Genomic DNA, 12,886 nt, shown 5'->3' on the forward strand with positions numbered 1-12,886 from the left:
CCGACCTGTAATTTTGACCATAAAAAAACTCTCTGCTGGTCGCAAAGAGGGTAGACGTCATACGGATCCCGTATACGTTTCCTTATGCGACCTTACCAGCCTCTCTGGACTGAGATTTAAAGGTCATTCATTTTTATTGTTTGAACATTATTTAACCTATTCGTATATACTCACTTCATCTTGCTCATCAACTTCTGACAACTTCACTTTAATCACTTCATTGGTTGATGTAGGAATATTTTTCCCAACATAATCTGCACGAATCGGTAACTCTCGGTGACCTCGGTCAATCAATACGCCTAATTGAACGTTCTTCGGACGGCCGAGATCAATGATTGCATCCATCGCGGCTCTCACGGTTCGGCCGGTATAAAGCACATCATCAAGTAAAATGACTTTTTTCCCTTGAATTGAAGATGTGATATTCGTCTGGTTCACCGTTGCTTCATCCTGCGTGTCTTTATTCGATAAATCATCTCGGTAAAGTGAAATATCCAGTTCTCCTGTTTCGACATCGACACCCTCAATTTCCTTAATTTGTTGCTGAATTCGATTTGCTAAAGGTGTTCCTCTTGTTTTAATGCCAACAAGTAAAAGATCTTCCGTGCCTTTGTTTTTTTCTAAAATTTCATGAGAGATTCGTTTAATTGCTCGAGAAATTGCTGCTTCGTCTAAAATCTTCGTTTTTTCGTTCATTGTTCCTCCCCCCTTTTCCAGCTTACTTTTAATCGAACCTTTGACGGTTTTAGGCATAAAAAAACTCTTTTGCCACAAGATGACAAAAGAGGATTTCTGCACCAATAATATGTGTAGGTTCATCCGTCACCTTGCTAGTCTCTCTGGACCATTCTTAAAGGTTCACTTTATTCACTGTTTATTTTACTTCCTTTAAGAAAAAAGTCAAGTCCACCGGTTAATTTCCTTTAAAGTCTCTTGAAAAATAGCCGGAGCTTCAGCCGTCACAATTATATTCTCCATCGTAATCGGATGCGTGAATTCTAAGCGTCTGGCATGGAGGGCTTGTCCCTCTGAATTCAATGTTTTTCTTGGTCCATATTTCGGATCTCCTACGATCGGAAAACCGATATATTTAAAGTGTACACGTATTTGGTGTGTTCGACCTGTTTCCAAATCACAAACGACATGTGTATAATTCGGAAAACGTTCATGTACTCGGAAATGGGTAATCGCTTCTTTTCCATGATCAACGACAGCCATTCGCTTACGATCGTTCGGGTCCCTACTAATCGGAGCTTCAATAGTGCCTAGCTCATGCTCTATTTCCCCATGAACAATGGCTTGATATTGTCGTTTTACAGTCCGCTCTTTTAACATCGTGGCGAGTTTTTCATGTGTGTCATTTGTTTTTGCCACAACCATTAAGCCGCTTGTATCCTTATCCAAACGATGAACGATTCCAGGGCGAAATTCTCCATTTATGTCCGATAGGTTTGTATATGCAATTAATCCGTTCACAAGTGTACCGTTTGAATGTCCAGCAGCCGGATGAACGACCATCCCTTTCGGCTTGTTGACAACCAAAAGATGTTCATCCTCATATCGGATATCTAAATCCATCGACTCAGGTCTTAATTCGAATGCTTCCTCTTCTGGTATTTCCCATTCAATGAAGTCACCTTGCTGACACCTATAATTTGTTTTTGCTTTTTTTCCATTAACCTGTACAAAACCTTCTTTAATCCATGATTGGATTTGGCTTCGTGATTCTTCTGGATTCAAATTCGTCAATAACTTATCCAGTCGAGTTGTATGAAATCTTTCTTCTACTTGAATAGATTGTTTAGCCATTCTTGACCTTCCCTTTTCCACTGTAGTCTTCAAATAAAATGAGAATGATAATTAGAATTACACCGATTGTTAAAGCTGAGTCTGCGATATTGAAAATCGGAAAATTATAACCAAAAATATAAACATCGATGAAGTCAACAACCTCTTGAAATAAAATTCGATCGATGAAATTTCCGATTGCTCCACCTAGAATAAAGCTGAAACCTAATTGTAGCATCGGTTGGTCACGATTCGTTTGGATAAAATAAACTACGACACCGACTACGATAATTGTAACAATATAAAAAAACCACATCTGGCCTTCCAACATTCCCCAGGCTGCCCCACTGTTTCGATGGGAAGTAAAATATAAAAAGTTCGGGATCAATTCTAGTTGCTCACCAATTTCCATTCTGCTCACAACTATATACTTTGTTACTTGATCGATTGCTATTAAAAATAACGCAAGTATGTAGAATTTAAACACACTTATTCGCTCCTTCCACTCTTTGATTGTAGCATAAGACAACCTTGCATTCGATAAAAATGTGAGCTGCCTGTTAAATAAATGAACCTGAAAGAATCTTTCAATCGAGTTAGTGAGTGAACGTAAAAACAACATCCACCGAGTAGTCTGTTAAAATCGGTTGGTGCTAATGTTTTTTAAGAGGAGTACAAGAAGCAGATGATCATGACAATAGGCGTATACGAAAGGTTTGTAGATAAACACTGAAGGTTTGCGAATTAACCCTGAAGCTCCGCAAATTAACGCTGAAGATCCACAAATTAACACTGAAGCCCAGCGAATTAACACTGAAGATCTTCAAGTTAACCCTGAAGCAACGCAAATTAACCCTGAAGCAACGTGATTAAACACTGAAGACAGCCTTTTTAACACTGAAGCTCTGAGAACTAGCATTAAAAACGCCCCCGACACACTCTGTGATTGTCACAGATGTCGCCTTATGTCCTTTGGGTACAAGCACCCGCCGTAAGCGGATTGCCTGAGACCAACGGCTTTCATCGTAACCTACGCTAAGTTGTGTATTTATCCCAACAAATTAGAGCCAATAGAGAAAATATCAAACAGAAAACCCGAACGATTTATTTACGCCTAAATCGTTCGGGTTCTCATGTCTTCTGTAAATTTTTCATAGCGCCTTAAATCAACGGCAACTATTCACTTCTCATGTCTTCAACGATTGGTGCACAACGTTCACATAAATCTGGATAGTTCGGATCGTTGCCAATTGTCTCTGAAGATACCCAGCAGCGCTGACATTTTTCTCCTGGATGTTCTTCAACAGCAACAGATACATGTTCATATGCTTTCGCTAATTGATTGGCTTCTTCTAGTCGTACTTCAGAAACAATAAAGTATTGATGCAGATTCTCTGTTTCTTTTAAGATATCAAAGATTTTTTCATTCTTAGGAACGATTGTTACGAGAGCTTCCAGTGATTTGCCGATCACTTTATCCTCACGTGCTTCTTCCAAAGCTTTTAATACATCTTCACGTACTTCCATCAATGCTGCCCACTTTTCTTTGACAGCTTCGGCATTATCCAGTTGTTTCACTTCCGGTAGGTCCGTTAATTGGACACTTTCTGCTTCTACTCCTGGAATATAAGACCAAGCTTCATCCATCGTATGGGAAAGTATTGGTGACAACAGTTTTGTTAAGCTTACAACAATTTCATGATAGACCGTTTGAATGCTTCTTCTTCTCGGGTGATCTGCTTTCTCGATATATAGAATATCTTTCGCAAAGTCCATATAGAATGAACTTAAGTCAACGGTACAATAATTACTGATTGTATGATAAATAACAGAGAAATCATATTCATCATAGGCCTTCTTCACTTTATCGATCGTCTCTTGAAGGCGAATATACATAAACTGGTCGACTTCTTCTAATTCATCGTAAGATACAGCATCTTTTGCAGGGTCGAAATCTTTCAAGTTTCCAAGTAAGAAACGAATCGTATTACGGATTTTTCTATATACTTCAGCTACCTGTTTCATGATGTCATCTGAAATACGTACGTCACCTGAGTAATCCGCACTGGAGACCCATAAACGGAGAATATCAGCACCATACTGTTTCATTAGTTTAGAAGGTACAATAACGTTCCCCATTGATTTACTCATCTTACGGCCTTTACCATCCAGTGTAAAACCATGACTTAAAATTCCTTTATAAGGCGCTTTTCCAGTAACGGCTACTGCTGTAGATAAAGAAGAGTTGAACCAACCACGATATTGATCGGAACCTTCAAGATATAAATCAGCAGGTCGCTGCAATTCTTCTCTCTCCGCAAGTACTCCTTGATGGGTAGAACCAGAATCGAACCAAACGTCCATAATATCTGTTTCTTTTGTAAATTTCCCATTTGGACTGGATGGGTGTGTAAACCCTTCTGGTAGCAAGTCTCTCGCCTCACGCTCGAACCAAACGTTTGAACCATGTTCACGGAATAGTTCTGAAACATGCTTAATCGTTTCGTCGGTAATGATTGGCTCACCTGTTTCTCCATAGAATACAGGAATCGGCACACCCCAAACCCGTTGTCTGGAAATACACCAATCTTCACGATCTTTCACCATGTTCCACATACGGGTTTCGCCCCAATGCGGATGCCACTTCACATTTTTGATCTCCTCTAAAATATCATCTCGGAACGCTTTGATGGAAGCGAACCATTGAGAGGTCACGCGGAAAATTGTCGGTTTCTTTGTCCGCCAGTCATGCGGATAAGAGTGTGTAATGAATTCTAAGTGCAACAATGCACCCACTTCTTCTAATTTTTCTGTAATTGATTTATTTGCCTTATCGTAAAATTCACCTTCAAAGCCTGGCGCCTCATCTGTGAATACACCTTTGTCATCAACAGGGCTGAGAGCTTCTAATCCATACTGCTTTCCTACCCAAAAGTCATCCTCCCCGTGTCCTGGTGCTGTATGCACACAACCAGTACCTGCGTCTGTCGTGACGTGATCACCAAGAATCACCAAGGAGTCCCGATCATAGAACGGATGCTTCGCCACGATGTTTTCAAGTTCTGATCCTTTCCATGTTTTCTTGATTTCCGGAGAATTCCATTCCAATTTTTCGGAAACTTCGTCGATTAATTCTTCAGCGATAATATATTGTTCTCCATTGACTGCAACGGACACATATGTCAATTCAGGATGTACAGCAATCGCCATATTTGCAGGAATGGTCCATGGAGTAGTGGTCCAAATGATAAATTTCTCGTCACCATTGAGCACACCTTTTCCATCTGCTACATTAAAAGCGACATAGATCGATGGTGAGCGTTTGTCCTGGTATTCGATTTCCGCTTCAGCTAATGCAGATTCTGATGAAGGGGACCAATAAACCGGCTTTTTACCCTTATAGATATATCCGCGTTTCGCCATTTCACCAAAGACCTTAATCTGATTCGCTTCAAAGTCTGGTCGAAGTGTAATATATGGATTATCCCAGTCACCACGTACACCGATTTGTTTAAACTGTGTTCGTTGATTATCAATTTGCTGCAACGCATATTCTTCACAAAGTTTACGGAACTCTGCGGCAGACATTTCTTTTCGGTTAATCTTTTTCTTCTTTGTCAACGCTACTTCGATTGGCAAACCGTGTGTATCCCAACCAGGGACATAAGGTGCATCATAACCAGCCATTGATTTATGGCGAACAATAATATCCTTCAATACCTTATTCAAAGCATGACCCATATGCAAATCACCATTTGCGTAAGGTGGTCCGTCATGCAAGATGAATTTTGGTCTACCTTTCGTTCTCTCTTGAACTTTTTGATAAATTTGTTCTTCTTCCCATTTCTGTTGCATTTCTGGTTCACGTTTTGGCAGATTTCCACGCATCGGAAAATCTGTTTGTGGCATGTGTAATGTATCTTTATAGCTCATTGTATTCCTCCTCTAAGTCATCGTTTTTAAAACAAATAAAAAAGCTTTCTCATCCCCTGTAAAGGGACGAGAAAGCTCGCGTTACCACCCTAATTGAACAGAAATTGCTTCCCTGTTCCACTCGTTCGTTCGTAACGTGAACAATACGTTCAAGCCTACTTTTTTTCGACCTGAAAACTCAAGGACGATTTTCCTTTATGTGAAGTCACCAGGCTTTCACCATCCCTGGATCGCTTTGGACGTTGTCATAAAGTACTTTTCCCATCATCGTTTATGTGTATAAAAGATTTATTGATTGCATGAAAATTATATGGAAAGAAAAATAATCCGTCAAGCAATTGGACCAATTAATTTTCGGATGTGGAGTATTGATTTAGTCTTGGCTCTTCTTCTTGGTCATGTTCTGAGTCAATTTCAAATAATTCTTCCCAGTCATTCGTATCGATAATATCCAATTGAGCTTCCACTAACATTTTCAAGCGAGTACGAAATACTTTTGCTTGTTTTTTAAGTTCTTCCACTTCCATGGCTGTACTTCTTGATTTTGCCAATGCATCATTAATGATTCGATCGGCATTTTTCTCAGCCTCTTTAATAATTAACTTCGCTTCTTTATTGGCATTACTTTTCACTTCATCGGCTGATTCTTGTGCAACCAGAATAGAGCGATTCAATGTTTCTTCTATGTTGGTGAAATGGCTCAATTTTTCTTCCATTTCATAGAGTTTGTCTTCAAGTGCTTTCTTTTCGCGAATGACTTTTTCATAATCCTTGATGACATGATCTAAAAAGTCGTTGACTTCATCTTCATCATATCCTCGAAATCCGCGAGTGAATTCCTTGTTATGAATATCCAGTGGCGTTAATGCCATGTAATCTCCCCCTATTGTACGTTCACTATCGATTATTGGTTAACTTTCGACACAAACAGCGTAAATCCTGCAATTTCGGCGATTTATTTTAATAATGCGGTTTTTATTCGCTGCTTATCTTTTTTCGTCGTTCCAAGCACTTCCATCAGCTTACTTCTTCCTTTATTACGTACGGATAATAAATCTCCAGGTTCTAGTTGATAAGCCGGTTGCTGTATGACTTGATGATTAACTTTTACGGCTTCTTTTTCAATCATTTTTTGTGCTTGCTGCCTGGACATTCGATAGATCTCTTTCATGACGACATCTAATCGGACCGATGAAACCGTACTTTCTTTTACTTCCCAATTTTGACTTGGAACAATGACTTCATTTAACCTTACTTCTTCCAATGATACACGACTTTTTTTGATTTGTGTCAAGTTCATTTGAAAATAAGGTGCTAAGCTTGCATCACATATGATTTGAAATTCGCCTTCAGATACTGTTAAATCACCGAGTTTCTTTCTATGTATGCCTAATGACATCATACTTCCCAATACATCCCTGTGACTTAATGAGACAAATTTCGCTGGATAAGTACCCTGTAGTGCAGTCACTTGAAAATCCTCTTGAGAGGTTTCCAGATAAAAAGGAGAAAGGATTGCCCTTTTTCGTTCTGCTTCGTTATAACCACCCTCAAAGGACAGACGAAATTCTTCATCTTGTCCAATTACCGATTCAAAAACGATTTGCTCGCGTGGATCTAAAAAATCCGTCAATACAGAGATATGAGTCCTTTCCACTTGATCTTTCCAATCTAAAATTTGATCGATCAAATGCTGTTCTTCTGGTCTGAAATGCTGATAAATCTTCATGGTTCTCCTCTTTCTCAACGAATTAAGCTAACATCCCATACAAGACCCACAAACCATTGGACGCTAATTGCAAGGCGATAATTGCTACGATTGGTGAAATATCCAACATACCGATTGGTGGGATGATTTTCCGGAAAGGTTCTAAATACGGTTCGGTAATTTTTCCAAGGAACTCACCGACTCCACTTTCCCGCGCACCTGGAAACCAAGACATCAAAATATAGATGATCAATGCCCAGGAATAGATGGATAAAGCGGTTGAGAGTAATTTAAATACTTCAAATAACATACACGTTACCTTCCTTTTCGTTGAAACTCAAACTCTTCTTCAATCAAACCAGTGATACTACCAGAAATACTCACATGCTCTGGTGTACATAAAAAGGTTTGGCTTCCTAGTTTTTGAATCGTTCCACCCAAGCCATAAACTGTACCACTTAGAAAATCAACCATACGCTTACTATTGGCTTGGTCTAAGCGTTGCATATTAATAACCACCGATTTTTTCTTCTTTATGTGGTCTGCAATTTCTTCTACTTCATCAAACTCTCTCGGTTCACAAAGAACCATTCGTGAATCTTGTTGGACGGAGTGTATACTGACGACATTTTTTTGTTCATGAGATGCAGGTTCTTTACTCTGTTCTTTCCCCGCATAGTAATTCTCTTCTTCCCCATCCAAATCGAAGAATCCTTTCACTCGATCCATAAAACCCATCATTCGTCTCCTCCTATTCCTCACCGACAAGACTTGAACCAATTCGGATATGTGTGGCTCCTTCTTCAATGGCAATCTGATAATCATTGCTCATGCCCATCGATAAATATTGACAAGGTGCAAAGTCCAACGATAGCTGTTGAATTTCTAATTGTAATTGCCGTAATGAACGAAAACAGTTTCGAATCACTTCTTCTTCATCCGTATGAGGTGCCATCGTCATCAAACCAACTATATTAATTTTTGGATAGTCTTTCAATGATTGAATAAAGTCACTTACTTCATCGGGTTCCAATCCATGCTTTGAACTTTCCCCACTTACATTCACTTGAACGAAGCATGAGATTGGTTTTTCCGCTCGTTTATTAATTTCTTTTGCCAATGACTTTCGGTCCAATGAGTGAATGAAATCTACTTGGTGAACAATTTCTTTTACTTTTCGAGATTGTAGTGTTCCAATAAAGTGCCAGTGCACTTGATCACCAATCGCTGTATATTTGTCTTGGAAACCTTCTGCTCGGTTTTCTCCTAAATGGCTAACCCCTGCTTCAATGGCCTCTTGTGCTCTGTCAACAGTTACATATTTAGTAACAGCAATGATTTGAACATCTTCTGGATTTCGATTTGATTTCTCACATGCTTTCTGAATGTTTTCTTGAATAGTTGCAAGATTGTTTTGTACAGACACGTTTAACGCTCCTTTGAATTATAGTACTCCTAAAAAAGCAGCCATCCTGCCTGTTTTGCCATCGTCTCTACGATAAGAATAAAAAAGACGATCTTGTTCAAATGTACAATAATTTGTTTTTAAAATATGATTCGCTCGAATACCAGCTTCAACAAAAATTCGCTCATTCAGTGTTTTTAAATCAAGCAAATAATGACCTGGTTTCGTAGCCATAAGAACTTGTGAATGTTCCGTTGGTATTTGTTCAGCCACAGCATCATTCACTTCATAATGAGCCTGTGAGATCGACGGACCGATTGCTACATGCATGTCCGATAGATTGCTTCCCAATCGTTGAAATTGTTCAACCAATCTTTTGCCAATCCCTTTAACCGTTCCCTTCCAACCAGCATGTGCCATGCCGAAGTAGCGTTTATTGACGTCTATCATATATAATGGCACACAATCGGCATAGAAGGTCACCAGGAAATCTTTTGAATTACCTGATACCATCCCATCGGCATCAATCAACGGTTCATCATGTTGCAGCTGTTTATCTTCCGTTTTCCCGCTCGTCAAATCGACGATCCGGTCGCCGTGTATTTGGTTAATACACCTCCACTCGGCTAAATCTCTACTCAAAATAGCTGATGTGCGTCTTCGATTTTCCAACACATCTTCTCGTCGGTCATTCACATGCAACCCGAGATTCAAGCCATCAAATGGGGGATTGCTGATCCCGTTGCCTTTCGTTGTGAAGCCTGCGACGACTCCATACTTTTTCCATTCTTCGATGAGTAACATCGCTGTCGTTTCATTGTAGTTAAATACATCTTTCACACTGAGCGCTCCTTACATACGCTTATTTTATCATAATTGTTCGGATTTTTCTCATCAAACAATGCTTAATCCAATCGAATTAAGATTACATCCGTTCCAATTTTGACGATATTCGTCCAAGGTATTTTCAACTCTTCTTCACTACCGATCAAACCGAACCATTTTTGACTGATTGTTACAATCAAATACGTAATCACACCTACCGTTACATCAATTTCAATATCTCCGATAAATCCGATTTTTGCCCCCGAGTCAATATTAATGATATCTTTTGATTGCAATTCAGAAAGCAACATATTCTCTCACCTCATTACAATAATATGTTGCTAGACAACAAAAAAAGCCCAGAAATTCTGGACTTTTTTATATATGTGCGAATGAAGAGTTTGAAAACTATGCTTCATCCATTTTTTCTAACACATTTTTATTCATTTCCTCTATAGCTGTTTTTTCCAGTCGAGATACTTGAGCCTGAGAGATGCCGATCTCATCAGCTACTTCCATTTGTGTCTTTCCTTCAAAGAAGCGTTGATTAATGATTAATTTTTCACGATTGTTTAGCTTTTGAATGCCTTCCCGAATCGCTAAATCATTGACCCAAGAAGAAGCTTTTTCTTTTTCATCACGGAGTTGGTCGAGAACGAAAATCGGATCACTGCCATCATTATAAATTGGTTCAAATAAAGAAACAGGATCTTGAATTGCGTCTAAAGCAAATACAACATCTTCATGTGGTAACTCCATTTCTGCCGCTATTTGTCTCGTCGTCGGTTCAGCATTGTTTTTCCCGATTAGATTTTCACGAATTTGTAAAGCTTTGTATGCAATATCTCTTAATGAACGAGAGACACGAATCGGGTTATTATCCCGTAAGTATCTTCTGATTTCACCAATAATCATCGGAACTGCATAAGTAGAAAACTTCACATTATGACTTAAATCAAAATTATCAATGGATTTCATCAGTCCAATACAGCCAACTTGGAATAAATCATCCATATTTTCACCACGATGATTAAATCTTTTGATGACGCTTAATACTAATCGTAAATTTCCATTAACCAGCTGTTCTCTTGCATCGAGCTCACCTTTTTGCATTCTTTTAAATAAAAAACGCATTTCGTCATTCTTTAAAACAGGTAATTTTGACGTATCTACACCACAAATTTCGACTTTATTCTTTGCCAATATTTACCCCTCCCACTGGAGTTGATGTCATCTATCAGTTTCTCCAGCAAGACGGATTTTATTCGACAAATAAAAATCAGATCAGACCATTTTATTAAACTCTCGTTTTAATCGTTTGATGATTTTCTTTTCAAGTCTAGATATATAAGACTGCGAAATCCCTAATTCCTGAGCGACATCTTTTTGTGTCTGTTCTTGATTCCCTGCTAATCCAAAACGCATTTCCATAATTTGCTTTTCTCTACCATTTAAATTTGTCAATGCATTTAATAATAGCGATTTATCAACAGAATGATCTAACTCTCGTGTAATGAGATCGTCATCTGTTCCAAGTACATCAGCTAACAATAATTCGTTTCCATCCCAATCTGCATTTAATGGTTCATCAAATGAAATTTCTGTTTTTCGTTTATTATTTCTTCTTAAATACATGAGAATCTCATTCTCAATACAGCGAGATGCATAGGTTGCCAGTTTAATTTTCTTTTCAGGATTAAATGTATTTACTGCTTTAATCAGACCAATAGAACCAATACTAATTAAATCTTCAATATGAATCCCTGTGTTTTCAAACTTTTTTGCAATGTAAACAACTAAACGTAAATTATGTTCAATTAACATTGATTTGGCTGCTTGATCTCCATTTGTCATCCGTTCAAGTACATGCCTTTCTTCATCTTTTGATAATGGCGGTGGCAATGCTTCACTTCCACCGATATAATATACTTCATCTCTCTTAACAATCTTTAATTTAACCAATAGTTTAATGATAAAACGTTGAAGATCACTTAGAAGTTTACGAAACATTAAGATGCCCCCTCTGATTGAAATATTTTCGTTCTCTTTGACTGGAAAACCATTGAATGCAACAACACATTAAAGTCAATTGATCTTGAGAATTGCCCTGGTTGGACACCAGCATAGACGTCTTTCGTTGTATAAGTAATGGAGTCATATTCAATGCTCACACGATCTAATAAAATCGCTTGCAAATAATTCTCCCCTCCTCCTGCAGCTTTATATGGAATAAGCTGAATTGATAGTTGTGACTGCTCGTTTGTAGATAAAGATGATGTTTGAAGCAACTTGTGCGTAACTGACTTTCCAAATAGCCGATTAGAAGTCGATTCATCTAATAAAATGACAGGTTTTTTTGATATTGGATGCGTCAATTGATTTCCAGAATCATAAAATCCATTGACTTTGATTCGCGAATTGTTATATGACAAATGAACTGGATATAATTGCTGTTCATTGATTCGATGGATGGTGAGTCGCTGAAATTGCTCTTTTGTTAAATAAAGTACAACTGGGAATAAGGCCATTACGGTAATCCAACTATAAATATTTCCATAACCTTGAGAAAGATTAGCTAAAGGTACGGTTCCATCCAAAAATGCATAAAGACCGTAGATTCCACCCCCAATTGAAAAGTTAACAATGTAAAAACTGATCCATTGTGTAACCAATGTCTTCAATTGACGATAAGAGAAAGCAATCCAAACGATGCCAATTGAATAAATGAGTTTTGCTAACGGATGAAACAACCAATCAATCCCTAGGCCAATGGATAATGGAATGATCATCGATGCAAAAAGTGCACCGAAGAAAATTCGCCACCTGGAAAAAATAGATTTCGTTAACCAAGCAACCAAAAGTAGGATTGTCCAATCGAACAATAAATTGAGTAACCAAATTAAGTCCAAGTACAGCTGCATCCACTCACTCATCCTTTTGACAAGCATTTAACAAAAGTATAGCTGAGACTTGATAAAAAAACTGTCACTTTATCAGTGCATCTTCTTTCTTATTTTGGTCTTTTTTGACGAATGTTTTGAAGTTAAGAATATACCAAGATTAACAGCAAAAAAGCCTGATTTAACTGTTACCAGTTAAATCAGGCTTTTGATTGTGTTTTTATTAAATTTGGCTCTGTTAAAGTTTGGTGTTGATAATAAAGAGATTGTGCATAGTTGTTGTATGGTGAAGAGCGAAGGTGACGACTCCTGCGGGAACAGCACGAG

General features: G+C 38.3%; 15 protein-coding genes and 1 other annotated feature. Of the genes, 1 reads left to right on the plus strand and 14 read right to left on the minus strand.

Annotated elements, in window-relative coordinates; translation table 11 throughout:
- Positions 1–156: 156 nt before the first annotated feature.
- From pyrR to lspA, 3 genes are all read right to left on the minus strand, one after another.
- On the minus strand, positions 157–696 hold the full coding sequence (pyrR, locus tag KQ486_RS10100; protein ID WP_216687546.1) for a bifunctional pyr operon transcriptional regulator/uracil phosphoribosyltransferase PyrR: 540 nt from the start codon (positions 694–696) through the stop codon (positions 157–159).
- A 204-nt stretch (positions 697–900) separates the two neighbouring features.
- Positions 901–1,809 (minus strand): RluA family pseudouridine synthase, encoded by a 909-nt coding sequence (locus KQ486_RS10105; protein ID WP_216687547.1) that lies wholly within the window; start codon positions 1,807–1,809, stop codon positions 901–903.
- Complete coding sequence (gene lspA / locus KQ486_RS10110; protein ID WP_255439627.1) at positions 1,802–2,275, minus strand: signal peptidase II; 474 nt, start codon at positions 2,273–2,275, stop codon at positions 1,802–1,804. Before lspA ends, KQ486_RS10105 begins: the two co-directional genes overlap by 8 nt.
- A gap of 250 nt (positions 2,276–2,525) precedes the next feature.
- On the opposite strand from lspA, the gene KQ486_RS14560 reads away from it, so the two are divergent.
- Entirely contained in the window at positions 2,526–2,657 is a 132-nt protein-coding gene (locus tag KQ486_RS14560; RefSeq protein ID WP_274237106.1) for a hypothetical protein, read from the plus strand.
- Positions 2,658–2,964: 307 nt separating this feature from the next.
- Here the strand turns inward: KQ486_RS14560 and ileS are convergent, their stop codons facing one another.
- The 11 genes from ileS to KQ486_RS10165 form a co-directional block, all read right to left on the minus strand.
- A complete protein-coding gene (gene ileS, locus KQ486_RS10115; RefSeq protein WP_216687549.1) occupies positions 2,965–5,721 on the minus strand; it encodes an isoleucine--tRNA ligase in 2,757 nt (918 codons plus the stop codon).
- A gap of 59 nt (positions 5,722–5,780) precedes the next feature.
- Positions 5,781–5,998: a binding site (T-box leader), on the minus strand.
- Positions 5,999–6,068: 70 nt separating this feature from the next.
- Positions 6,069–6,593, minus strand: a complete 525-nt coding sequence (locus KQ486_RS10120) for a DivIVA domain-containing protein (RefSeq protein WP_144159593.1) — start codon at positions 6,591–6,593, stop codon at positions 6,069–6,071.
- Positions 6,594–6,676: 83 nt separating this feature from the next.
- Positions 6,677–7,450, minus strand: coding sequence for a YlmH family RNA-binding protein (locus KQ486_RS10125; protein ID WP_216687550.1), 774 nt, complete (start codon positions 7,448–7,450; stop codon positions 6,677–6,679).
- Positions 7,451–7,472: 22 nt separating this feature from the next.
- Positions 7,473–7,739, minus strand: a complete 267-nt coding sequence (locus KQ486_RS10130) for a YggT family protein (protein WP_144159599.1) — start codon at positions 7,737–7,739, stop codon at positions 7,473–7,475.
- A gap of 5 nt (positions 7,740–7,744) precedes the next feature.
- Positions 7,745–8,167 carry a cell division protein SepF gene (locus KQ486_RS10135; RefSeq protein WP_144160180.1) on the minus strand — a complete coding sequence of 141 codons (423 nt, stop codon included), beginning with the start codon at positions 8,165–8,167 and terminating at the stop codon, positions 7,745–7,747.
- A gap of 13 nt (positions 8,168–8,180) precedes the next feature.
- Entirely contained in the window at positions 8,181–8,855 is a 675-nt protein-coding gene (locus KQ486_RS10140; RefSeq protein WP_216687551.1) for a YggS family pyridoxal phosphate-dependent enzyme, read from the minus strand.
- A gap of 18 nt (positions 8,856–8,873) precedes the next feature.
- Positions 8,874–9,674: a peptidoglycan editing factor PgeF gene (pgeF, locus tag KQ486_RS10145; protein WP_216687552.1), complete on the minus strand. Its 801-nt coding sequence runs from the start codon at positions 9,672–9,674 to the stop codon at positions 8,874–8,876.
- A gap of 65 nt (positions 9,675–9,739) precedes the next feature.
- Positions 9,740–9,970 carry a YlmC/YmxH family sporulation protein gene (locus KQ486_RS10150; protein ID WP_144159608.1) on the minus strand — a complete coding sequence of 77 codons (231 nt, stop codon included), beginning with the start codon at positions 9,968–9,970 and terminating at the stop codon, positions 9,740–9,742.
- A gap of 97 nt (positions 9,971–10,067) precedes the next feature.
- Positions 10,068–10,862: an RNA polymerase sporulation sigma factor SigG gene (gene sigG / locus KQ486_RS10155; protein WP_144159611.1), complete on the minus strand. Its 795-nt coding sequence runs from the start codon at positions 10,860–10,862 to the stop codon at positions 10,068–10,070.
- 81 nt (positions 10,863–10,943) lie between these two features.
- Entirely contained in the window at positions 10,944–11,669 is a 726-nt protein-coding gene (gene sigE / locus KQ486_RS10160) for an RNA polymerase sporulation sigma factor SigE (protein ID WP_144159614.1), read from the minus strand.
- Positions 11,669–12,580 (minus strand): sigma-E processing peptidase SpoIIGA, encoded by a 912-nt coding sequence (locus KQ486_RS10165; RefSeq protein WP_216687553.1) that lies wholly within the window; start codon positions 12,578–12,580, stop codon positions 11,669–11,671. The genes sigE and KQ486_RS10165 overlap by 1 nt, the downstream gene beginning before the upstream one ends.
- Positions 12,581–12,886: the final 306 nt, after the last annotated feature.

The organism is Allobacillus halotolerans (assembly GCF_018967645.1).
In the GTDB taxonomy this organism is placed as follows: Bacteria; Bacillota; Bacilli; order Bacillales; family Alkalibacillaceae; genus Allobacillus; species Allobacillus halotolerans.